Origin of the sequence: Ornithinimicrobium tianjinense (assembly GCF_014636495.1) — a bacterium.
In the GTDB taxonomy this organism is placed as follows: domain Bacteria; phylum Actinomycetota; class Actinomycetes; order Actinomycetales; family Dermatophilaceae; genus Ornithinicoccus; species Ornithinicoccus tianjinensis.
The window spans coordinates 382,646-404,862 of the sequence record NZ_BMEM01000001.1; the positions used below are offsets into that span (position 1 = coordinate 382,646).

The 22,217-nt window shown below is 73.0% G+C and carries 24 protein-coding genes; 9 read left to right on the forward strand and 15 right to left on the reverse strand.

The features are described 5' to 3' along the window. Positions 1–193: 193 nt before the first annotated feature. The 6 genes from IEV65_RS01845 (at position 194) to pheA (ending at position 6,280) form a co-directional block, all read left to right on the forward strand. Positions 194–1,339 carry a 3-isopropylmalate dehydrogenase gene (locus IEV65_RS01845; protein WP_188427901.1) on the forward strand — a complete coding sequence of 382 codons (1,146 nt, stop codon included), beginning with the start codon at positions 194–196 and terminating at the stop codon, positions 1,337–1,339. Beyond that, positions 1,336–2,511, forward strand: coding sequence for an alanine racemase (alr, locus tag IEV65_RS01850; RefSeq protein ID WP_188427902.1), 1,176 nt, complete (start codon positions 1,336–1,338; stop codon positions 2,509–2,511). Before IEV65_RS01845 ends, alr begins: the two co-directional genes overlap by 4 nt. Continuing rightward, a complete protein-coding gene (gene tsaE, locus IEV65_RS01855) occupies positions 2,508–2,987 on the forward strand; it encodes a tRNA (adenosine(37)-N6)-threonylcarbamoyltransferase complex ATPase subunit type 1 TsaE (RefSeq protein ID WP_188427903.1) in 480 nt (159 codons plus the stop codon). The genes alr and tsaE overlap by 4 nt, the downstream gene beginning before the upstream one ends. 28 nt (positions 2,988–3,015) lie before the next feature. Then, a complete protein-coding gene (locus IEV65_RS01860; protein WP_188427904.1) occupies positions 3,016–3,591 on the forward strand; it encodes an arsenate reductase/protein-tyrosine-phosphatase family protein in 576 nt (191 codons plus the stop codon). Between the two features lie 215 nt (positions 3,592–3,806). Then, a complete protein-coding gene (locus IEV65_RS01865; RefSeq protein WP_229734790.1) occupies positions 3,807–5,327 on the forward strand; it encodes a sugar transferase in 1,521 nt (506 codons plus the stop codon). Positions 5,328–5,350: 23 nt separating this feature from the next. Further along, positions 5,351–6,280: a prephenate dehydratase gene (gene pheA, locus IEV65_RS01870; RefSeq protein ID WP_188427905.1), complete on the forward strand. Its 930-nt coding sequence runs from the start codon at positions 5,351–5,353 to the stop codon at positions 6,278–6,280. A gap of 42 nt (positions 6,281–6,322) precedes the next feature. Here the strand turns inward: pheA and IEV65_RS01875 are convergent, their stop codons facing one another. Genes IEV65_RS01875 through IEV65_RS01890 form a run of 4 tightly spaced genes read right to left on the reverse strand, consistent with a single transcriptional unit; the run spans position 6,323 to position 9,153 of the window. Further along, the gene (locus IEV65_RS01875; RefSeq protein ID WP_229734792.1) at positions 6,323–6,991 is read right to left on the reverse strand and encodes a GDSL-type esterase/lipase family protein; all 669 of its coding nucleotides are present in this window, start codon (positions 6,989–6,991) and stop codon (positions 6,323–6,325) included. Between the two features lie 28 nt (positions 6,992–7,019). Beyond that, positions 7,020–7,193: a DUF6104 family protein gene (locus tag IEV65_RS01880; protein WP_188427906.1), complete on the reverse strand. Its 174-nt coding sequence runs from the start codon at positions 7,191–7,193 to the stop codon at positions 7,020–7,022. Between the two features lie 41 nt (positions 7,194–7,234). Further along, positions 7,235–8,122, reverse strand: coding sequence for an aldose-1-epimerase (locus IEV65_RS01885; RefSeq protein WP_188427907.1), 888 nt, complete (start codon positions 8,120–8,122; stop codon positions 7,235–7,237). Continuing rightward, complete coding sequence (locus IEV65_RS01890) at positions 8,119–9,153, reverse strand: GNAT family N-acetyltransferase (protein ID WP_188427908.1); 1,035 nt, start codon at positions 9,151–9,153, stop codon at positions 8,119–8,121. Before IEV65_RS01890 ends, IEV65_RS01885 begins: the two co-directional genes overlap by 4 nt. A 154-nt stretch (positions 9,154–9,307) precedes the next feature. Here IEV65_RS01890 and IEV65_RS01895 point away from each other — a divergent pair, with 154 nt between their 5' ends. Beyond that, positions 9,308–9,463, forward strand: a complete 156-nt coding sequence (locus IEV65_RS01895; protein ID WP_188427909.1) for a DUF6131 family protein — start codon at positions 9,308–9,310, stop codon at positions 9,461–9,463. Between the two features lie 83 nt (positions 9,464–9,546). Here IEV65_RS01895 and IEV65_RS01900 read toward each other — a convergent pair whose 3' ends face one another. From IEV65_RS01900 to IEV65_RS01945, 10 genes are all read right to left on the reverse strand, one after another. After that, a complete protein-coding gene (locus IEV65_RS01900) occupies positions 9,547–9,696 on the reverse strand; it encodes a hypothetical protein (RefSeq protein WP_188427910.1) in 150 nt (49 codons plus the stop codon). A gap of 130 nt (positions 9,697–9,826) precedes the next feature. Beyond that, entirely contained in the window at positions 9,827–10,657 is an 831-nt protein-coding gene (locus tag IEV65_RS01905) for an HTD2 family dehydratase (RefSeq protein WP_188427911.1), read from the reverse strand. Next, on the reverse strand, positions 10,657–11,475 hold the full coding sequence (locus IEV65_RS01910; protein ID WP_188427912.1) for an HpcH/HpaI aldolase/citrate lyase family protein: 819 nt from the start codon (positions 11,473–11,475) through the stop codon (positions 10,657–10,659). The genes IEV65_RS01905 and IEV65_RS01910 overlap by 1 nt, the downstream gene beginning before the upstream one ends. Beyond that, the gene (locus IEV65_RS01915) at positions 11,472–12,659 is read right to left on the reverse strand and encodes an acyl-CoA dehydrogenase family protein (protein ID WP_188427913.1); all 1,188 of its coding nucleotides are present in this window, start codon (positions 12,657–12,659) and stop codon (positions 11,472–11,474) included. Before IEV65_RS01915 ends, IEV65_RS01910 begins: the two co-directional genes overlap by 4 nt. A gap of 41 nt (positions 12,660–12,700) precedes the next feature. Next, positions 12,701–13,969: an MmgE/PrpD family protein gene (locus tag IEV65_RS01920; RefSeq protein ID WP_188427914.1), complete on the reverse strand. Its 1,269-nt coding sequence runs from the start codon at positions 13,967–13,969 to the stop codon at positions 12,701–12,703. After that, positions 13,966–15,153: a CaiB/BaiF CoA transferase family protein gene (locus IEV65_RS01925; RefSeq protein WP_188427915.1), complete on the reverse strand. Its 1,188-nt coding sequence runs from the start codon at positions 15,151–15,153 to the stop codon at positions 13,966–13,968. Before IEV65_RS01925 ends, IEV65_RS01920 begins: the two co-directional genes overlap by 4 nt. Before the next feature lie 136 nt (positions 15,154–15,289). After that, positions 15,290–16,570: a TRAP transporter large permease gene (locus IEV65_RS01930; protein ID WP_188427916.1), complete on the reverse strand. Its 1,281-nt coding sequence runs from the start codon at positions 16,568–16,570 to the stop codon at positions 15,290–15,292. Next, the gene (locus IEV65_RS01935; protein WP_188427917.1) at positions 16,567–17,166 is read right to left on the reverse strand and encodes a TRAP transporter small permease; all 600 of its coding nucleotides are present in this window, start codon (positions 17,164–17,166) and stop codon (positions 16,567–16,569) included. Before IEV65_RS01935 ends, IEV65_RS01930 begins: the two co-directional genes overlap by 4 nt. A 60-nt stretch (positions 17,167–17,226) precedes the next feature. Next, positions 17,227–18,279 (reverse strand): DctP family TRAP transporter solute-binding subunit, encoded by a 1,053-nt coding sequence (locus IEV65_RS01940; RefSeq protein WP_188427918.1) that lies wholly within the window; start codon positions 18,277–18,279, stop codon positions 17,227–17,229. Next, positions 18,276–19,076: a GntR family transcriptional regulator gene (locus IEV65_RS01945; protein WP_188427919.1), complete on the reverse strand. Its 801-nt coding sequence runs from the start codon at positions 19,074–19,076 to the stop codon at positions 18,276–18,278. Before IEV65_RS01945 ends, IEV65_RS01940 begins: the two co-directional genes overlap by 4 nt. Before the next feature lie 102 nt (positions 19,077–19,178). On the opposite strand from IEV65_RS01945, the gene IEV65_RS01950 reads away from it, so the two are divergent. After that, positions 19,179–20,501, forward strand: coding sequence for an MFS transporter (locus tag IEV65_RS01950; protein ID WP_188427920.1), 1,323 nt, complete (start codon positions 19,179–19,181; stop codon positions 20,499–20,501). Between the two features lie 21 nt (positions 20,502–20,522). Further along, positions 20,523–20,951, forward strand: a complete 429-nt coding sequence (locus IEV65_RS01955) for a PaaI family thioesterase (protein ID WP_229734794.1) — start codon at positions 20,523–20,525, stop codon at positions 20,949–20,951. A gap of 381 nt (positions 20,952–21,332) precedes the next feature. Here IEV65_RS01955 and IEV65_RS01960 read toward each other — a convergent pair whose 3' ends face one another. After that, the gene (locus tag IEV65_RS01960; protein ID WP_188427922.1) at positions 21,333–22,142 is read right to left on the reverse strand and encodes an alpha/beta fold hydrolase; all 810 of its coding nucleotides are present in this window, start codon (positions 22,140–22,142) and stop codon (positions 21,333–21,335) included. Between the last annotated feature and the right edge of the window lie 75 nt (positions 22,143–22,217).

The window sequence follows — 22,217 nt, forward strand, 5'->3', positions numbered from 1 at the left end:
CCTCGGGTATGGGGTGTCCCCGGCCGTCGCGTTGACGTCGGGGCAAGGGAGAGAGGCCCACTCTATCGACTGCCCCCGCGCTCCTCGTCGTCGCGGTCGGTCAGGCGGCTGGCGCGCCCACGTGGTCACGGCCCGGAGCCGGTGCGCCACAATGTCCGCAACCCCCACCGACCGTCGCGTCAAGGAGCCCCGCATGACAGAGCCGCAGCGCACCCACAGCATCGCCGTCCTGCCCGGCGACGGGATCGGTCCCGAGGTGACGGCCGCCGCGCTCGCCGTGCTCGACGCCGCTCAGGAGCGGTTCGGCTTCACGACCGAGCGCACCGACGTCCCCCTCGGTGCCGACCACTACCTGTCCACCGGCGAGCTGCTGCCCGACGCGACCGTCGAGGAGCTGCGCGGCCACGACGCCATCCTCTTCGGGGCGATCGGCAGCCCGACGGTCACGCCGGGCATCCTCGAGCGCGGCATCATCCTGGCGCTGCGCCGCCAGATGGAGCAGGCGATCAACCTGCGGCCGGTCCGGCTCTACGACGGCGTGCCCACGCCCATCGCCGGCCTGACCCCCGAGCGCTGCGACATGGTGATCGTCCGCGAGAACACCGAGGGCGCCTACGTCGCCCAGGGCAGCACCGTGCACGCCGGCACGAGCGCCCAGGTGGCGGTCCAGGAGTCCGTCAACACCTGGTATGCCGTGGAGCGCGCCGTGGACTTCGCGTTCCGCCTGGCCTCGGTGCGGCGCAAGAAGCTCACCCTCTGCCACAAGACCAACGTCCTCGTCGAGGCCGGCAAGCTGTGGACCCGGGCGATGGAGGAGGTCGGCGCGCGCTACCCCGACGTGGAGACCGACTACGTCCACGTCGACGCGATGTGCATGCACCTGCCGGTCAACCCGGAGCGCTTCGACGTCGTCGTCACCGACAACCTCTTCGGTGACATCGTCACCGACCTCGGTGCGGTCGTGCAGGGCGGGCTTGGCGTCGCGGCGAGCGGCAACCTCAACATCGCCGGCACCGGCACGAGCATGTTCGAGCCGATCCACGGCTCCGCGCCCGACATCGCCGGCCGTGGTTGGGCCAACCCGGCCGGGGCGTGCCTGTCCCTGTCGATGATGCTCGGTCACCTGGGCGAGGGCGAGGCGGCTGCCGCCGTCGAGGCGGCCGCGGCCGCGGTCGTCGCGCAGCTGCCGGCGCTCGCCGGCGCGGAGATGGGCGCCACCACCGAGGAGCTCGGCCGACGCATCGCCGACCTCGTGCGGGACGGCGGTGCCCCGGCCGTCGAGGGCAGCCTGATGAGCCAGCTCGCGCAGGTGATGGCCGGGCTGCGGGACGGGTCGTGACCGAGCTGAGCGCGGTGTGGCCCGCCCGGGTCACCATCGACCTGGACGCGATCCGCGACAACGTCCGAGCCCTGCGCGACCGGGTCGGTGGCGCCGAGCTCATGGCGGTGGTCAAGGCGGACGCCTACGGCCACGGCCTGGTGCCGTCGGCCCGCGCCGCGCTCGCGGGGGGTGCGTGCGCGCTCGGTGTCGCCCAGCCCGCCGAGGCCCTGCTGCTGCGCGCCGCCGAGATCCAGGCGCCGATCCTGACCTGGCTCGTGGCCCCTGGCGTCGACCTGGCCCCGCTCGTCGATGCCGACGTCGAGGTCGCGGCCGCGACCCCGTGGGCGCTGGAGGAGCTGGCCCGCGTCGCCCGTGAGCTCGGCCGCCCCGCGACCACCCAGCTCAAGGTCGACACGGGGCTCGCGCGCAACGGGGCGAGCGCCATACCCCTGAAGAAGGGTGACGCGCGGACCGACTGGACCGACCTCGTCGACCTCGCCGCGCGGCTGCAGGCGGAGGGCAGCGTGCGCACGCGCGGGGTCTTCACGCACTTCGCGTATGCCGACGCGCCCCTGCACCCGACCGTGCGCGGGCAGCAGGAGGCCTTCGCCGACGCGGTGGCGGTCGCCGAGCGCGCCGGGCTGGACCTCGAGGTGCGGCACATGAGCAACTCGGCCGCGACGCTGACCACCCCGGAGGCGGCCTGGGACATGGTGCGTCCCGGGCTCGCCGTCTACGGGCTGTCCCCGGTGCCCGACCTGGGGTCGCCGGCCGACTACGGGCTCCGGCCGGCCATGCGGGTCAGCGCGTCCGTGGTCGTGGCCAAGCGGATCCCGGCGGGGCAGGGCGTCTCCTACGGCCACACCTACGCGCCCGAGCGCGAGACGACCGTGGTGGACGTGCCTCTCGGGTATGCCGACGGCGTGCCCCGTCACGCGTCGGGCACGGGTCCGGTGCTCGTCGGGGGGCAGCGGCGGACCGTCTCCGGGCGCGTGTGCATGGACCAGTTCGTCGTCGACGTCGGGGACCTCGACGTGCAGGTCGGGGACGAGGTCGTGCTGTTCGGCGCCGGGGCCGACGGGGAGCCGACCGCCCAGGACTGGGCCGACGCCGCAGGGACGATCAGCTACGAGATCGTCACCCGCCTCGGGCCGCGGGTCCCGCGCGTCTACGTCGGGGAGGGCGCGTGAGCGGCGTCGTGCTCGAGCTGCCGACGAGCGCGGACACCCAGGCGCTGGGGGAGCGTCTCGGGCGGCTGCTGCGCGCCGGGGACCTCGTCGTGCTGACCGGCGACCTGGGCGCCGGCAAGACGACGCTGACCCAAGGGCTGGCCGCCGGGCTGGGCGTGCGCGGCCCGATCACCTCGCCGACCTTCGTCATCGCGCGCGTCCACCCCTCGCTGGTCGGCGGGCCGGCGCTCGTGCACGTCGACGCCTACCGGCTGGGGGGCGAGGCGGAGCTCGACGACCTCGACCTGGACACCTCGCTGGAGGAGTCCGTCACGGTCGTGGAGTGGGGGCACGGGCTGGCCGAGCACCTCGCCGACGAGATGCTCGAGGTCGAGCTGCAGCGCTCCGGCAGCGAGGACGGTGACCAGCAGTCGCGGTCGGTGTCGCTGCGCGGCGTCGGGGACCGCTGGGCGCAGCTGGCGCAGCAGCTCGGCTGAGTCGGCGGCGGGCCCTACATTGGGACCCATGGAGCAGGGGTTGATCCTGGTGGTGTGCACCGGCAACGTGTGCCGTTCGCCGCTGGTCGAGCGGGTGCTGCAGGCGGGGCTGGACCAGCGGCACGGGCCCGGGAGCGTGCTGGTGCGCTCGGCGGGCACGTCGGGGCTGGAGGGATGGCCGATGGACGAGCGCTCGGCGGCGCTGCTCGCCGACCTGGGCGGGTCGGCGGACGGTTTCGCGGCCCGCCGACTCACGCCCGAGATGGTGGCCGCGGCTGAGCTGGTGCTCACCGCGACCCGTGACCACCGTGCCCGGTCGGTGAGGCTGCACCCCCGGGCGTTGCGGCGCACCTTCACCGTGCGGGAGCTGGCGGACATCCTGTCCAGGGTGCCCGAGGAGGAGCTCCCGACGGCCGCCGACCCCGCGGAGCGGCTGCGGGAGCTGGTCCGGGTCGCCGGTGACCACCGCGGGCTGCACCTGCCCGACCGGCCCGAGGACCACGACCTCGTGGACCCCTTCCGTCGGGAGGACTCCGTCTACGCCCAGCTGCGCGAGGAGCTGCTGCCGGCGCTCCCGCACCTGCGGCGTGGGCTCGGTCTCTGAGCCCGCGCCGAGCGACCAGCTCACCCGTGCTGGTGCCTCATCTGCCCCTCCAGCCCCCACCCGGAGCCCGAGGGTGGACGTATGTGGGTGCGGGCTGCTCTAATGACCAAGGGTAAAGAATTGGTAAGGAAGTGCTGGTCGCCGTGCCGACCGCGCTCCTGACCAGCGGCAGATGGGACGCCATGACGGCATCGGTTGAGGTTACTCGGGCTGGGGTGCCTGGGTCCTACGGAGATGGGGCCGTAGGAGCAACCCCGCTCTTCGTGCTGCCCGAGGCGATGAACGCCGCCCGCGAGTCCCGGGCCCGCTCCACCAACCGGGCCCGGCGCTACCTCGCCGGCTACCTCCGGTCCGTCCGCGCGATCGACCTGCTGGCCGTGTCCGTGGCCCTGGTCGCGGCGCACCTGCTCCGCTTCGGCGTCGAGTCCCGTCAGCTGCAGTACGGCCTGGGCCAGGTGAGCTACGTGCTGGTCACCGCGCTGCTCGTGCTCGGCTGGATGGTCTCCCTCCAGCTGCAGAACGCCTACGACGGCCGTCTCGTCGGGCACGGCGTGCAGGAGTACCGCCAGGTCTTCCAGGCCTCCACCTGGCTGTTCGCGATCCTGGCGATCGTGGCGCTGGCGTTCAAGGTCGACGTCGCGCGGCTCTACGTCCTCGTGGCCTTCCCCCTCGGGACGCTCCTGCTGCTGACGGGTCGATGGACCGCCCGACGCTGGCTGGTCAGGCAGCGCCGCCGCGGCCGGCTCTCCGACCGGGTGCTCCTCGTCGGTGACCGCGACCACGTCGCCAGCCTCGTCGTCGCCCTGCGGCGCACGCCGGACGCCGGCTACAACGTGCTCGGTGCCTGCGTGGACCGCGTCAGCACCGGCAAGGTCGCCGGGGTGCCCGTGGTCGGCCCGGAGTCCGACGTCCTGCTCAAGGCGCTGGAGCTCGAGGTCGACGTGGTGGCCGTGTCCTCCTCCGCCGGGCTGGGGCAGACCGGCCTGCGGCGTCTGGGCTGGGCGCTCGAGGGCACCGACATCGACCTCGTCGTGGCGCCAGGCATCATGGACGTCGCCGGTCCTCGCGTGCTGACCCGCCCCGTGCAGGGGCTGCCGCTCATCCACGTGGAGGCGCCGTCCTTCGCCGGCCCCCAGCTCGTGCTCAAGAACGTCACCGACCGCGTGCTCGCCGTCGTCACGGCCGCGCTGCTGGCTCCGGTGATCCTGGGCGTGGCCCTCGCGGTCAAGCTCGAGGACGGCGGCCCGGTGCTCTTCCGCCAGGAACGGGTGGGTCGGGACGGGCGCACCTTCTCGATGTACAAGTTCCGCAGCATGGTCGTCGAGGCCGACCGCCAGCTGCCGGCGTTGCTCGCCGCGCACGACGGCGCCGGACCGTTGTTCAAGCTCCACGCCGACCCGCGCGTCACCGGCGTGGGTGCCGTCATCCGTCGCTACTCCCTCGACGAGCTGCCCCAGCTGCTCAACGTCATGCTCGGGCACATGAGCCTGGTCGGTCCGCGACCGCCCCTGCCGCGCGAGGTGGCCGAGTACGAGGCGGACACGCGCCGGCGCCTCCTGGTCAAGCCGGGCATGACCGGGCTGTGGCAGATCAACGGACGCAGCGACCTGTCCTGGGAGGAGTCGGTCCGGCTCGACCTCTACTACGTGGAGAACTGGACGCCGGTGCTGGATCTGATGATCCTGTGGCGCACCGTCTCGGTCGTGCTGCACCCGGACTCCAGCGGAGCCTACTGACCGTGTCTCGGTAGGGTTCGTGGGTGACCAGCACCCGCATCGCCTACCTCGGCCCCACCGGCACCTTCACCGAGCAGGCTGTCCGGCAGTGGGCTCCGGAGCTGGTGACCGCCGCCTGGGCGGCACCCAGCGTCCCGGCCGCGATCCAGGCGCTGCGTGACCGTGAGGCCGACGCCGCGGTCGTGCCGTTCGAGAACTCCGTCGAGGGGTCCGTGCCCGCCACCCTCCAGGCGCTGCTCGAGGGCGACGGTGACGACGGCGTCCGCATCACCGGGGAGGTGCACGTGCAGGTGCAGTTCTCCCTGCTGGTGCGCCCCGGCACCACCCTCGAGGGGGTGCGCACCGTGGCCTCGCACCCGCACGCCTTCGCCCAGACCAGGGAGTGGCTGGCCACGCACCTGCCGGACGCTCAGCAGGTGCCCGAGTCGTCCACCGCTCGTGCCGCCCAGGCGGTGGCCGAGGGCGGGTATGACGCGGCCGTCGCCGCGCCGGGCGCGGGCACGGCATACCAGCTCCAGACCGCTGCGGAGCGGATCGCCGACCGGGAGGGGGCGGTGACGCGCTTCGTCGTGCTGACGCGGGGGACCCCGGTGCCGCCGCCGACGGGCAGCGACCGGACCACGCTGGTCGCGCTGATCTGGCAGAACCGGCCCGGTGCGCTGCTGGAGCTGCTGGAGCAGTTCGCGACGCGCGGGATCGACCTGAGCCGGCTCGAGTCGCGGCCGACGGGGGAGGGGCTCGGGGAGTACTGCTTCTGGATCGACGCGGACGCGCACCTGTCGGAGCACCGGATGCGCGAGGCGCTCACCGGCTTGCGACGGACCTGCCGGGACGTGCGGTTCCTCGGCTCGTACGCCCGTGCGGACCGGCGACCGGTGCCGGCGCCGCCGCATGCGGACGACCGCGCCTACGCCGAGGCGCAGGCGTGGGTCGAGAGGCTGGGTCGGTCCTGACCCGACCGGACAGGCGCTGGTGCCGCCCCGGTCGTCAGCGGGTCAGTCGAGACGCAGCCACTGCTGCCAGCCGTTGTTGAGCACCAGCCAGGCGATGAGGCCGTAGCCGGCCTGCCCGGGGTGCACGGTGTCGCCGGCGGCGAGGTCGGACTGCCACTGGTCGTGGGCGACGAGGGGCGCGAAGCAGTCGACGAAGGGCACCGAGCGTCGCTGGCAGACGTCCATCTGGGCGTCGACGAGCACGCGGAGGCGCTCGTTGACCTCGTGGTCCAGCGTCGGCGTGGGACCGACGACGAAGGTGGCGATGCCCGTGGAGCTCGCCTCGTCCAGGATGTTGGCCAGGTTGAGGCGCGACCGTGCCGTGGTCAGCCCCCGCGCCACGTCCTCGGCGCCGACGCCGACGACGAGCCGCCGCTCGGCGCGACCCTCCCAGCGCGGGGGGCACTCCGAGCGCCAGCGCGTCATCGCGTCCGCGGAGCTGCTGCCGCGCACGCCGAGGTTGTAGGACGTCAGGGTCGCGTCCTGGGTGTCCGTGCGCCCCACCACCCTGGACACCCAGCCGAGCGCCTTAGGGTCGCCGAAGCCCGCGACAAAGCCGTCGCCGACGAAGCACAGGCCGATGTCGCGCGGGCCGTCGCCGACCTGGAAGTCGGCGCTCGGGGTGTAGTGCAGCTCCGCCGGCGTGTCCTCGGTCTGGTCCTCGATGCTCACGTCGTCCGTCCTCCGTGCTGTCGCCGGCTCACTCGTCGTCGTCGTCGCGGGCGAGCCAGGTCGCGAGCCGGTCGACCGCCACCTCGAACTCGGGGTGCAGGTCCACGAAGGTGCGCAGCTGCTCGGCCAGCCAGTCGAGGCTCACCTCGTCCTCGCCCCGGCGCTGCGCCAGCTCCTCGATCCCGCGGTCGGTGAAGTACACACCAGCAGGTTAACCCGGGGTGAGCGCCCAGCCCCGCAGGCTCAGCGGTCGAGCACGTCGATGGTCAGCGTGAGCGCGCGCGAGTCACCTGGGGCGAGCAGCACCCCACCGGGGTCGATGTTGAACGCGTCCGGCGGGCAGGTCATCGGCTCGACGGCCGCCCCTCGCCGGCCGATGCGGTCGCCGGTGTAGAGCTGCACCCAGCGGGCGTCGCTCGTCATACGCACGCCGACCGCCTCAGGATGCGTGAGCTCGACCTCCCACGTCCCCTCCGGCAGGTCGGTGTAGGCGTTGTCGACCATCCGGTCGAGCACCGGGGTCGGGGCCAGGAAGTCCAGCTGCGTGCCCGCCACGGGGACCACCTCGGTCGGGGAGAGCCGCGCGTCCGTAAGCATCGCCGCGCGGGCCGGCAGCCTCAGCGTGCACTCGTCCAGCGGCCGGTCGTCGCAGGAGAGATAGGGATGGGTCGACGGCCCGAACGGCGCGGGGCGATCCCCCTGGTTGGTGCCCGACACCGTCACGGTGAGGCCGTCGGCGGCGTCCAGCACGTAGTCCGCACGACAGAGGACATCGAAGGGGTAGCCGTAGCTGGCCGGCAGGTCCAGCACCCACGTCACCCGGTGCGGGGCGACCCCCTCGGCCACCCAGGCCTGGAAGGCGCCGAGGCCGTGCAGCGCCGCCCCGGTGGCCGGCTCGTTCACCGGCAGCTCGTATGTCGTGCCACCTACCTCGTAGTGTCCCCCGACGACGCGGTTGGCCCACGGCACCAGCGTGCGGCCCTGGTAGCCCTCGTTGAGAGCGTCGGCGAGCGCGGGCTGGACCAGGTGGCGGCCGCGGTGGGTGAGGGTGAGCAGGCTGGCGCCGACCGCGGCGACGGTCGCCTCGTAGTCGCCTGCGCGCAGCCGGGTGACCTGTCCGTTGATGCTCACGCCGACGCCTCCAGCTCGCGGTGCCAGGACTGGGTGACGTACTTCGTCACCCACCCGAGCGAGCTGTAGAGCCCGTCGGCCCCGGTGGGGGAGTCAGCGTCGACCTCCAGGCCCACCGCCGCCCGGCCCCGCGCCGCCGCGTCGGCGAGGACGGTGCCCAGCAGGGCCTTGGCGACGCCGCGTCCGCGGGCCCGGCGGTGCACGCCGATGTAGTCGACGTAGGTGGAGTCGGGCCGCGCCACCCCGTCGGTCCCGACCCTCCCGGGGCTGGTGCTGGCGACGAGCGCGCCGGCCGGCTGGCCGTCGACCGTGGCCAGCCACCAGTGGTCCCACCGGTGGCCGGGGTCCTCGCGCAACCGCCCGACGAACTCCTCGAAGGTCTCCCGGTAGGAGTTGAAGTGGTCGGCGAACGACTCCTCGAGCACGAGGTGCACCGCGCGCAGGTCCTCGTCGTCGGGCATCCCGACCCCGTCGTCACGCCGGACGCGGCGCACCTCCACGCCCTCGCGCAGCACGGGAGGACGCGCGTCGGCAGGGGTGACCGGCCGCGACATCTGCCACCACTCGCGCACGTGCTCGTAGCCCGCGGTCCGCAGCCAGCGCTGCTGCCGCGGGTCGTCGGCGAACGCGCCCGAGTCCAGCTGCGTGCGCGGCATGCCCCGCCTCTGCAGGACCTCGCGACCGAGGTCCTCGGCCCGGGCGAAGCCGTAGGCGGCGAGCGGGTCGGCGGCGGCGTCGTCGAGGTCGGGGTCGACGGTCACGCCGACGAGGACGCGCCCCGCGGCGCGGTCGTGGCAGTTGATCCAGGCGCGGACCCGCCCGTCGCCGTCGCGGACGACCTCGTGCAGGTGGGTGCTGGCGCCGCGACCGGTGACCTCGGCGGCCACGGTCTCGCTGTCGGCCCCGGGCCAGCCGCGCGCCTCGCGCTCGTGCCGCCGGAGCAGGCGCACCAGGTCGTCCAGGTCCTCCTCCGTCGGAGGGTATGCGGTGTGGCTGGCGGGCAGGAGGTGTCCGGCGGCGCTGGCGGTCATGCCCTGCAGCATCTCATGGGCCGGCCGACGGCCCGGGCCTCGGCGGGCGAGGCGGCCCCCGGCCAGAACCGCCTGCCGCGCGGCGCGGCGCGCCCGGGCCTAGCCTGGACGTGCGGGGCGGCCGCCCCGCTCGATGAGGCAAGGAGGCTGGCTCGTGATCATTCTCGGCATCATCCTGCTGATCCTCGGCGCGGTCCTGGACATCTCGATCCTGTGGACCATCGGCATCATCCTCGTGGTCATCGGCGTGATCCTCTGGATCCTGGGCGCCGTGGGCCACGCCGTCGGAGGACGCAAGCACTACTGGTGAGGCCCGTCCAGGGCCGCCGAGGACGCCCGGGCCCGGCCCCGGGCTTCCTCGCGTCGGGGCCCTGGCTGTGCGCCGGGTAGGACTCACTCCATGTAGTAGTGGGCGCCACCGCCGCCACCACCGCCCGAGCCGCCGGCGGTCGCGGTGAGCGAACCGGTGGCGGCCAGGAGGAGCGCGGCGACGATGCCTGCGAGGGTCCTGCGGATGACGACGGTGCTGGTCGTGCGGGTCATGGTCTTTCCTCTCGGACGACCACCTGCGGGGTGCTGGTGGCTCGTCTCGAGCGTGAAACAGCGTGGTACCGCCCCGGTGTCGCTCCGGTGTCACCCGGGTATCACCACCGCCGGCCCTCCCGCCCCGACGTCAGCGCGGAGTGTCCGCCTCGCTCACCGTGCTCACCGCGCACACCGCCCCGGCCGCCGACCGGGACTCGGCGCCGCGCTCCAGGCCGTCCTGGCCGGGCACGACGGTGAAGGTCTGCGGCCCGACCATCGGCGAGACGAGCCGGTAGCCGAACGTCCGACCGACCAGCGAGATCCCCTCGCGGCGCAGGTGGTCGCCCATCATCAGCGCCTGCAGCGGGCCGTGGATCACCAGACCGTCATACCCCTCGCTCGGCACGTAGCCGAGGTCGTAGTGGATCCGGTGCGTGTTGTAGGTGAGCGCGGAGAACCGGAAGAGCATCCGCTCGTCGACGTCGAGGCGCAGCGTCGGGCCGGCCGGCGGAGCGGGAGGCTCGGGTGCGTGCGGCAGCGCACCCGTCCCCGGTGCGCGGTAGACGATGTCCTGCTCCTCGCGGACCGCCAGCTCGCCGCCCTGCGTGATCTGCTGCAGCACGGTGACGAAGGTCAGGGGCCCGGTCCGGCCCTCCTTCTCCACCGTCCTGGCGATCGAGGTGACCTTCGTCGCCTCCGTGCCGATGACCAGGGGCCGGTATGTCGTCACGCGCCCGCCCGCGAACATGCGCCTGCGTCCGGGGCCGGGCGGGGCGGGGATGCCGCTGGTCGGGTGGCCGTCGGTGCCGAGGTCGCTCTGCCGGCGGCGGTCGAGGAGGTACATCCAGTGCCACAGGGGCGGCACCGGGTCACCTGCGCCGTAGGGCACCTCGATGTCCAGCATCGCCGCGAGAGACTCGACCGGCTCTGCGGCGATGACCTCGGTCCTCGTCGTGGTCGTGGGGTTGGTGTCGGTCATCAGCGGTCCTTCCGTCGCAGCACGTCGCGCGCCCGCGCGATCACGGGCGCGTCCACCATGTCGCCGTCGACCCGCACGGCGCCGCCGTCGGTGTCGCTGACGGCGGACAGCACCTTCTCCGCCCAGGCGACCTCGTCGGAGGAGGGCCGGTAGGCGGCGTGCGTCCCCTCGACCTGGCGCGGGTGGATGAGCAGCTTGCCCGTGAACCCCAGCTCCCGGGCGTGCGCGAGGTCCTCGGCGAGCACGGCCGGGTCGTCGAGGGTGACGGTGACCCCGTCGACCGGGCCGGGCAGCCCGGCGCCGCGGGAGGCCAGCACGAGGGTCGAGCGACCGTGCAGCATGGCGGTGCGGCCGTTGTCGGCGCCCAGGTCGACGGCGTAGTCGAGGTGGCCGAAGGCCAGCCGAGCCACTCCCTCGGCGCGCGCCAGCTCGGCGGCGCGCAGCATCCCGGCGGCCGACTCCACCAGCGCCACGACCGGGACGCCGCACCGCGCGGAGACCGCGTCGGCCAGGGCAGGGTCGTCGGCCTTGGGCAGCACGACGGCGACCAGGCCGGACGCGCCGGCCAGGGCGGCCACGTCGTCCTCGTGCTCGGGGCTGCCGGCGGCGTTGACCCGGACGCAGGCCGAGCCTCCGTCGGTGAGCCACGCCACCACCGCGTCGCGTGCGGCGCGCTTGTGCTCGGCCACGACGGCGTCCTCGAGGTCGACGATCACGAGGTCGGCGCCGGCGGCCGCGGCCTTGTCGAAGCGCTCCGGCCGGTCGCCGGGCACGAAGAGGAACGACCGCGCGCCCTGCACCTGCTCGAGCGACGTCATACCGGGTCCACGTTCCCGCGCTTGACGAGCTGGCGCGCGATGACGTTCTTCTGGATCTCGTTGGTGCCCTCGCCCACGATCATGAGCGGGGCGTCGCGGAAGTAGCGCTCGACGTCGAACTCGGTGGAGTAGCCGTAGCCGCCGTGCACGCGGATCGCGTCGAGCGCGATCTGCATACCGACCTCGGAGGCGAACAGCTTGGCCATCCCGGCCTCCATGTCCGCGCGCTGACCGGCGTCGAAGGCGCGCGCCGCGTGCAGGGTGAGCTGCCGGGCGGCCACCAGCTTGGTCGCCATCTCGGCGAGGTAGTTGCCGATCGACTGGTGCTTCCAGATCGGCACCCCGAAGGCCTCGCGCTCCTGCGCGTAGCGCAACGAGTCCTCGAGAGCCGCGCGGCCCACCCCGAGGGCCCGCGACGCGACCTGCAGCCGGCCGACCTCCAGGCCCTTCATCATCTGGGCGAAGCCGGCACCCTCGGCGTCGCCGAGCAGGTTGGCGACCGGCACGCGCATGTCGTCGAAGGCGATCTCGCAGGACTCGACGCCCTTGTAGCCGAGCTTGGGCAGGTCGCGCGAGAGGGTGAACCCGGGCAGGCCGGGCTCGTCGCCGCCGTCCTTCTCGACGAGGATGATCGAGACCCCCTTGTGCCGCGGCTGCGCCTCCGGGTCCGTCTTGCACATGAGGGCGATGAGCCCCGCCTTGCGGGCGTTGGTGATCCACGTCTTGGAGCCGCTGATGACGTAGTCGTCGCCGTCCCGGCGCGCGACGGTGCGCATCGCCTGCAGGTCCGAGCCGCCGCCCGGCTCGGTGAGCGCCATGGTGGCGCGCAGCTCACCAGTGGCCATCCGCGGCAGGTAGCGGTCCTTCTGCTCCTGGGTGCCGTAGGCCAGGATCAGCTTGGCCACGACCGTGTGCCCGCCCATCGCGCCGGCCAGGCTCATCCAGCCGCGCGAGAGCTCCTCGGTCACCAAGCAGTAGGCCGGCAGCGACACGGCGACGTCGCCCCACGGCTCGGGGATCGCCAGCCCGAAGATCCCCATCTGCTTCATCGCGTCGATGAGCTCCTCGGGGTAGGTGTTGGCGTGCTCGAGCTCGTTGACGACCGGCTTGACCTGCTCGTCGACGAACTCGCGCACCAGGCGGACGATCTCGACCTCGTCCTCGGAGAGCAGCTCGGTGGTCATGGCGTTCCTTTCGCAGAGGGGGAGGTATGGCGTGGTGCCGGTCAGCGACGACCGGCACCCAGCTGCGTGGACAGGAGGGCAGCGCCGCTGGCCCAGGTGATCTCGTCGGGGGTCAGCCCCTCGACGCCGCCCAGGTCCAGGCAGTCGACCACCTTGGCGGACATCTCGTCGGCGGTCGGCGGCCTGCGCGGCGAGCCCGGGGGCAGATCCAGCGAGCCGCGGCGGGTCGTGCCGTCGGCCAGGTCGACCTCGACGTCGACGGCACCGTCGAGCAGGCCGGCGCCGCCGCCCTCGGTGAGCGTGACCTGCGTGAGGCCGACGAGCCTGCGGGCGTCCTCCCGGGCGACCGCCTCGTCGTCGAAGGCCCAGAAGCCGGAGTGGCGGTCGAGGAGGGCGGTGGCCGCGGCATACTCCAGGCTGAACTTGCCCTCCAGGCCCGTGCTCGGGTCGTGGTGGACGAGCGGGGTGACGGTGCCGCGCGGCGTGGTGAGCCGGATGGCGGTGACCTGGTCGGCGGTCACCGGGCCGCCGACCGTCTCGCGCAGCGCACCGATGGGGCGCTGGAGCGCGTAGCAGGCGGGGTAGACCTTCACGGCCAGCCCGTCCGGGACGGCCGCCGGGTCGCCGGCCGGGTCGACCAGGAGGGGGTGGCCCGGGTCGCCGCCGACGAGGGTGAGCCAGGCGTCGAGCGCACGGGGGTCGGCGGTGGCGCCGGCCGCGGCCAGCTGGGCCGCGCGGACGCCGGCCGCGGCCGCCATCCCGACCTGGATGCTCTTGGCGTCGGTGCCGAACGCGCGCTGGACCCCGCCGGCGGCCGGCACGGTGAGCGCGACGGCGGTCGCGAGCTGCTCGGCGTCCAGGCCCAGCGCGATGCCGGCGACGACCGCGGCGGCGGGGGCGCCCGCCGTCGTCGTGGCGTGCCAGCCGCTCGTGTAGTGCCCCCAGCCGAGCGCCGTGCCGAGCCGGGCCATGACGCCCGCCCCGGCCAGGTAGGCGCGGGCGGCGAGGTCGGCGTCGTCCGGCGCGACGGCCAGCGCGACCGGGACGCAGACCGTGGAGATGTGCGTGGTCGAGGGCATGTGGAGGTCGTCGAAGTCGATGACGTGGGCGAGCAGCGCCCAGCGGGCGGCGTCGCCGGCCAGCGGCCCGGAGGTCTCGGCGAGCGCGTCGGCGACCGGACGGATCGGGTGCGTGGCCGCGGCCAGCGCGACGGCGACCGTGTCCAGCAGGCTGCGGTCGGCGAGCGCGAGGTCCTCGGCGGTGGGCTCGAGGGCCAGGGCCCAGTCGGCCAGGGCGCGGGCGATGGTCATGGCGTCCCTTCGTGGTCGTGCGCGACGGTGCGGGCGTCCGGGTCGGGGTGCAGGCCGAGCTCGGCCAGGACGGCGTCGGTGTGCTGGCCGGCCGTCGGGATCGGGCCCATCACCGGGGTGGCGCCCTCCAGGGTCGCCGGGGGGATGAGCGCGCGCAGGGGGCCGACGGGGGAGTCGTACTCGCGCCACCGGTCGCGGGCGGCGAGCTGGGGGTGCTCGGCGAAGGAGTGCAGGTCGCGCAGGAGCGCGTTGGCGATGCCGACCTCCTCCAGCAGCTCGGCGGCCTGCTCGGCCGTCCTGCCGGCGAGAGCGCGCTCGACCTCGGCGGTGAGGTCGGTGAGGTTGTCCACGCGCAGGGAGTTGCGCTCGAACCGGGGGTCGGTGGCGAGGTCGGCGCGGCCCAGCACGCGCTCGCAGAACGTCGCCCACTCGCGCTCGTTCTGGATGCCGAGGAAGACCTGCTCGCCGTCGCCGCAGGTGAACGGGCCGTACGGGGCGATCGCGGCGTGGCGGGCCCCCGAGCGGGAGGGCGCGGCGCCGCCGTACATCGCGTAGTTGAGCGGGAAGCCCATCCACTCCCCGAGCGCCTCGAGCATGGAGACCTCCAGCGTGGCGCCCTCGCCGGTGCGGCCGCGCTGGATCAGGGCGGTGAGGACCCCGCTGTAGGCGTACATGCCGGCGGCGATGTCCGCGACCGAGATGCCGACCTTCGCCGGCTCCTCGGGGGTGCCGGTGATCGAGACGAGGCCGGCCTCGCACTGCACGAGCAGGTCGTAGGCCTTCTTGGTGGTGTACGGACCGCCGGGGCCGTAGCCGGAGATCGAGACGTGGACCAGCCGCGGGTTGAGCGCCCGGAGCTCGGCCGCGCCGAGGCCCAGGCGCTCGGCCGCGCCCGGTGCGAGGTTCTGCACGAACACGTCGGCGCGGGAGACCAGCTCGCGGACCGCGCGCAGGCCCAGGTCGGTCTTGAGGTCGAGGGCCACCGACTCCTTGGAGCGGTTGAGCCAGACGAAGTGGCTGGCCATCCCCTTGACCGTCTCGTCGTAGCCGCGGGCGAAGTCGCCGTCGCCGGGACGCTCGACCTTGATGACCCGGGCGCCGAGGTCGGCGAGCTGGCGGGTGGCGAAGGGGGCCGCCACGGCCTGCTCGAGGGAGACGACGGTGATCCCGTCCAGAGGGTTCATGGACCTAGCCTATCGAAAGTGAGTGCCAGATGACAAAGGGCCGTACATTAAGTCGTGCACGGGCTGCGGCCAGGAGGGCGAGGTGAGGTATGCGGTGGTGCCGGTCCGGGGAGACCGGCACCACCGCATACCCGCGCTAGGGGACGAGGGAGAGGGCGATGAACGGGATGTAGGTGACGATCAGCAGCGCGGTGAGCAGCACGCCCGCGCTGGGCAGCGCGGCCTTGGCCACCTGCAGCACGCTCATCCCGGACAGCCCGGAAGCGACGAACAGGTTGAGCCCGAGCGGCGGCGTGATCATGCCGATCTCGAGGTTCATCACCATGATGATGCCGAGGTGCACCGGGTCGACCCCCATGTCGAGGGCGACCGGCAGCAGGATCGGCGCCAGGATCAGCAGCGCGCTGCTCGTCTCCATGAAGCAGCCCACGATGAGCAGCAGCAGGTTGACGATGAGCAGGAACTGCCAGGGCTGCAGGTTCATCGCGGCGATGCCCTCGGTCACCTGCAGCGGGATCCGCTCGGCGGCCAGGACGAAGGTGAACAGGATGCCGTTGGCGATGATGAACATGATCATCGCCGAGGTCTTGGCCGAGCCGAGCAGCACCTTGCCGAGGTCCTTGATCTTCAGCTCGCGGTAGATGACCATCGAGACCAGCAGGCTGTAGGCCACGGACGCGGCCGCCGCCTCCGTGGGGGTGAAGAAGCCGCCGTAGATGCCGCCCAGCACGATGACCGGCAGCATGAGCGCCAGGACCGCGTCCCGCAGCGCCCGGCGCCGGAAGCCCTTGGGCCGCTCCTCGCCGCCGCTGGAGCCGTAGTTGTTGCGGCGCGAGACCCAGACCGCCATCCCGAGGAGCATGAGGCCGGCCATCACGCCGGGCAGGATGCCCGCGACGAAGAGGTCGCCGATGCTGGTCTCGGTCGCGATGCCGTAGACGATCAGCGGGATCGAGGGCGGGATGAGGATGCCCAGCGAGCCCGAGGTCGCGATGAGACCGGTGGAGAACTGCTTGGGGTAGCCGGCCCGGATCATCGCCGGGATCAGCAGCGTGCCGACCGCCACCACGGTCGCCGGCGAGGAGCCCGACACCGCCGCGAAGAACATGCACGCCAGCACGGCGGTCATCGCCATGCCGCCGCGGTACTGCCCGACGAGGGCGTTGCCGAAGTCGGTCAGCCGTCGGCTGATCCCACCCCTCGTCATGATGTTGGCCGCCAGGACGAAGAAGGGGATGGCCATCAGCGGGAAGCTGTTCAGCGCGTTGAAGAGCCGCTCGACCACCTGCGTGAGCGGGATGGTCGTGAACCAGTACAGGTAGACGAAGGAGGTCAGGCCCAGTGCCATCGCGATCGGCGTGGACGTGAACAGCAGCAGTGCCAGGATCACGACGAGGGCGATCACCTCGGTGCTCATCGGCCGTCCTCCCTGGTCTGGTCGCGGTCGGCGCGGGCGATCGCCTCGTGCGAGGCCTTGATCTCCTCGAAGGTCAGGCCGGTGGCCTCGGCCTCGGCGGCCAGCACCTCCTCGGGGCTCTCGCCCACCGTGCCGTAGCGGGCGGTGCGGTAGAGCATCTCGATGGCCCGCAGGAACATCAGGGTCATCCCGATGGGCACCGCGGCCTCGACCACCCACAGCGGCAGCTTGAGGACCGGGGTGACCGTGGTGCGCGAGAATGGCTCGAGGAGCAGCAGCCAGCCCAGGTAGGACATGATCCCCAGGTAGACGAGGGTGACCACCCCCGCCACGAGCGCCAGCCACTTCTTGCCGCGCTCCTTGAAGAAGACGCCGAGGATGTCGACGCTGACGTGCTCGTTGTGCCGCAGCGTGATGACGGCGCCCAGGAAGGTGGAGAAGATGATCAGGTAGATCACCGACTCCTCCGTCCAGAACCAGGCGGCTCCGAACTGGCGGATGATGATGTTGACGATCGAGATCAGGGCCGCCAGGCCGAGGGCGCCGGCGGCCAGCACGTTCTCGACGGTGGTGAGCGCGCGATCGAGTTGCTTCATCGTTCTCCTTGGGCAGGGGCCGGGGCGGCGCGATGACCGCCCCGGCCGGGTGGGGAGGACTCAGCCCTGGTTGGCGAGCAGCTCGTCGATGATCTCGCTGCCGATCAGCTCGCGGTACTCCTCGTAGAGGGAGGGGACGACGACGTCCTTGAAGGCCTGACGCTGCTCGTCGGTCCAGACGTTGATCTCGGTCGAGCCCTCCTCCTCGATCGCCTTCTTGGACGCGTCGTTGATCGAGGTGACGTTGTCACGGTTGTAGGTCGAGGCCTCCTCGGCGACCTCCACCAGCGTGTCCTGCAGGTCGGTAGGCAGGCTGTCGAAGAAGTCCGTGTTGACCACGAGGATGTAGCCGATGTAGCCGTGGTTGGACTCGGCGATGTTGCTCTGCACCGTGTGCATCTTCTGCGACTCGATGTTGGAGTAGGTGTTCTCGCCGCCGTCGATGACACCCTGCTGGAGTGCGGAGTAGACCTCGGCGAAGGCGATCGCCTCGGCGTGGCCGCCCCAGGCCTCGATCTGCGACTTCAGGACGTCGGAGGGCTGGATCCGGTACTTCTTGCCCTTCATGTCCTCGGGCTTCTCGGTGAGGTTGTTGGAGTGGATCTGCTTCATCCCGGAGTCCCACAGGCCCAGGACCTTCATCTTCTTGGCCTCGAGGTCGGGGTTGGCGAAGATCGCCTTGCCCACCTCGGTGTCCGGGGCGGCGACGGTGGGGATGTCCTCCGGGCCGTCGAAGAGGAACGGCAGGTCAAGGACCTGCAGCGCCGGCGCGACCGTGGTGAACTTCGCGGAGGCGGGGGCCAGCATCTGGACGGAGTTCTGCTGGATGGCCTGCATCTCGTCCTTGTCGCCGTAGAGCGAGGAGTTGGAGTAGACCTCGACGTCGATGCGACCGTCGGTGCGCTTCTCCAGCTCCTCCTCGAACCAGAGGGCCGCCGCGCCCTTGGGGGTGGTGTCCGTGGTGACGTGGGAGAACTTCAGCGTGAACGTCTCCTCGCCGTCGGCGGACCCGCCGGCCGAGTCGCCGCCGCGGGCGCCGCCGCAGCCGGCCAGCGTGAGGGAGGCGACGGCGACCAGGGCCGCCAGCGTGCGCAGGGAGTTGCGGTTGCTCATTCGGGTGTTCCTTTCGGGGGGTGGGGTGCCGCCGTCAGGGACGGCGACGGCATGCTCCGGCGGCCCAGACGGAGCCGGTGCGTGTAGTGCTCGGGCAGGAAGTCGGAGACCGCCCACTCGACGGGTCGGCCACTGGCGTCGACGTAGAGCCGCTCGACGTGCAGGAGGGGGTGGCCGACCGAACAGCCCAGCCGAGGGGCTGTCAGCTCGTCGGCGGCGCGGGCGGTCATCGACTGCTCAGCGCCGCTGATCTGGATGCCGTGGTCGGCGAGGGCGCCGATCACGGTGCGGGTGGTCTTCAGGCCGGGCTCGAGGAAGGTCGCCTCGTCCTCGAGGACCTGGCCGACCGCCAGCGGCAGGTAGACGTCGGTGGCGCAGAAGACGACGCCCTGGTGGCGGCGCACGAAGCGCATGCCGTACATCAGCCGGGTCGTCAGCTGCAGCTGAGCCGCGGCTCGGTCGTCGTAGGTGCCGGCCAGCGCCTCGACGACCTCCAGCTCGGTGTCCTCGGAGAGGGAGAGCAGGTCGTCGACGGTCTCGAAGGGACGGTGGTAGCGCAGCCGCGAGGGCGTGACGAAGGTGCCCCGGCCCGGGACGCGGTAGACCAGCCCCTCGTTGACCAGCTCGAGGTAGGCACGCCGGACGGTCTGCCGGCTCACCCGGTGCTCCTTCTCCAGCTCGCCGTCGGTGGGGAGGGGCTCGTCCTCGTCCCACGTCTGCGCGCGGATCTGCTCGCGCAGCGCCGACGCCAGACGTCGGTAGCCGGGCTGCTCGGCCCGGACGGTCGGCGGCACCATGCGCCCTCCCTTCGTTGGGTCCGGGGAACAGCATCGCAAATGGCACAACATTTCGTCAATGGTGTGTCGATAAGGTGTCTGCGTGACCAGACAGGATCAGGCGTGAGCGGCCGGGGAGGTGCGGCCTCCGGGGTGAGCAGCGGCCGGCTGATGCTCGGCGCCAGCGCGCTGACGACCCTCGGCGCCATCCCGCCGTTCCTGCTCGGCTCGCAGGCCGTGCTCATGATGCGCGAGCTGGACTTCGGGGCCGCGGGGCTCGGGCTCGCGGTGAGCGTCTTCTTCGCGGTCGCCGCGGCCGTGACGATCCTCCTCGGCTCCCTCATCGCCCGGTGGAGCGGTCCTGGCGGTCTGCTGGTCGGCGGCTCGCTCGTCGCCGTCGGCGGGCTCGGGGTCGTCTGGTTCGTGCACGGCTGGCCGGTGCTCGTGGGCGCCATGGCCGTCCTGGGCGCGGCGAACGCCGTGTGCCAGGGCGTCTCCAACCGCACCGTGGCGACCGTGCTCCCGCCCGACCGGCGCGGGCTGGGCTTCGGGCTCAAGCAGAGCGCCGTGCCCGCGGCGATCATGCTCGGCGGCCTCGCGGTCCCGACGACGACGGCCGTCTTCGGATGGCGCAGCACCTTCCTGGTGACCGGGACCATCGGCGTCCTCGTCGCCCTCGCCGGCCTGGCCCCTCTGGTGGCCGGTGCTCTGCGGGGGCGCCGGGCGGCCCGGGCGGCCGAGCACCCCGTGACCGCCGCGCGCCGCGGTGACGGCGCACGGCATACCTCGGCGCCACGGGACCACGCGCCCTGGGGACCGCTGCTGCTGTGCGGCGTGGCGATCGCCTTCGCCAGCTCCGCCGCCAACTTCCTCGGTGCCTACCTCGCGAGCTGGGCGCACGACGTGGGCCTGACGATCGGGCAGGCCGGGCTGCTCATGGCGGCGGGTTCGGGCACCTCGGTCCTCGTGCGCGTCGCGACCGGCTTCCAGGCCGACCGGCGCTACGGCGGCAACCTGTCGGTGGTCGCGACGATGATCCTCATCGGCGCCGGCTGCCTCGCGCTGATCGGCGCGCTGCCCTCGCCGTGGGCGGTCGTGGTGTTCGGTTACCTCGGCTTCGCCCTCGGCTGGTCCTGGCCGGGCCTGATGCTGTATGCCGTCGCGCGGGTCGGGCGCGACGCCCCCACCGAGGCGTCCTCGGTGGTCCAGGCGGGCGCCTTCGTCGGCGGGGCGCTGGGCCCGGTCAGCCTGGGCCTGGTCATCTCGACGGTCGGCTTCCGGACGACCTGGTATGCCGCCGCGGCCTGCTTCCTCACCGCCGGGCTGCTCACCCTGCTGGCGCGCCGGGGCTTCCGCAAGGACCTCATCGCGCGCCCGCCGGCGGAGCCGCTCGGCTTCGGCGGCGGTCGACGGGAGCCCCGCTACACGACCCCACTGCCCGAATAGGCGTGGTCCATCATGTGCCCCATGGAGTCCGGCAACCACGTGTCCTGGTCCAACTTCTCCCGGCACCTCGGGATCGAGCAGGTCTCCCTGGATCCGCAGCGCGCCGTCTACCGGATGCCGGTGCTCGAGCAGCACGCCAACCGCAACGGGGTCCTGCACGGGGGCGCGCTGATGTCGCTCGTCGACCAGGTCGCCGGATCGCTGGCCTTCGCCAACTGCCCGCCGGGGTCCACCAACGTCACCCTCGAGGCCAAGACCAACTTCTTCCGCTTCGCCCGGGTCGGTGACGTCGTGACTGCGGTGGCGGTGCCGCTGCACGCCGGGCGCACCACGGTGGTCGCCCAGGTCACCACGACCCGCGGTGACGGCAAGGAGCTGTCCGCCACGATGCAGACCCAGCTGTTCATCCGGTGGGACGGCGACCCCACGGGAGCGCCGACCCAGGGCTGAGTGAGCGCGCCCGCCCGCCCGCCCGCTGGTTCGCCCGCCCGCCCGCCCCGGTGGTTCGCTCATGGCCCACACTTCGGGGAAGGATTCGTTGGATGTGACCAACGAATCCTTGACGGAAGTGTGTGCTTTGAGCTAGGGGTGCGGCTGGGCTTGTCGGCCTCGCTGCAGAAGCACCGGCGACGGGTGGGACTACCGCGGGTGAGGTGCCGCCGGTGGGGCTGCCGCCGGTGGGGCTGCCGCCGGTGGGGCTGCCGCCGGTGGGATGCCGCCGGTGGGGCTGCCGCGGGTGAGGCTGCCGCCGGTGGGGATGCCGCCGGTGGGGATGCCCCGGTGGGACTACGGCCGGTGGGGCTGGCGCCGGTGGGGTTGCCGTCGGTGGGGCTACAGCTCGAGCAGCCACCTCGCCAGCGCCTCCGCGGTGGCGACCGGCGCCTCGGCGGGGGCGAGGTGCCCCACCCCCGGGAGCACGACCGCCTCAGCCCCGGGGACGGCGGCAGCCAGGTCCTCCTGCACCTGCGGCGGGGCGACCGGGTCGGCCGCGCCCCCGAGCGCGAGGACGGGCACCGTGATCTGACCCAGGCGGTCGCGGACGTCGTGCTGGCCGAGCGCCCCGCACACCAGCGCGTAGGACTCGTCGTCGGCCGCGCGCAGCGTGTCCAGCAGCCGGGCTGCGACGTGCGGCCCGCGCTCGAGGAAGCCGGGGGCGAACCACCGCTCGCGGGAGCCGTCGACCATCGACGCCGTGCCGTGCTCCCGCACCTGCTCGGCCCGCTCGGCCCAGCCCTCGGGCGAGCCGAGCTGGGGGCCCGAGCACACCACGGCGCTCGCGCGCACGGCGCCGGCCAGCGCGAGATGGAGCCCGGTCGCACCGCCGACGCTGACGCCCGCGTGCGTCCACGAGCCGGGCGCGACACCGGGCGCCGCGAGAGCCACCGCGGCGACGACCGCGCCGGCCAGGTCCTGGAGGGTGAACGGCTCACGAGCGGGGGCCCCGTCCCCGTGGCCCGGGAGGTCCCACGCCAGGACGTCGACGTCGATCAGCCCGGCCAGCTCGCGCGCGCACTCCTGCCAGAGCGCGACCACACCGGTGCCGAGCGAGGGGCCCACCACCACCAGATCCCTCGCTGGGGCCGAGCCCGGCGCAGGCTTCGGGTCCGTGGGGGTGAGCCAGTGGGTCGTCAGGGTCAGCATGCGGGTCAGTCTGGCAGTGTCCGCGCCGCCCTCCCCGGCGGCCGGCACGGTCGAGCACCCGCCGCGCAGCTCACG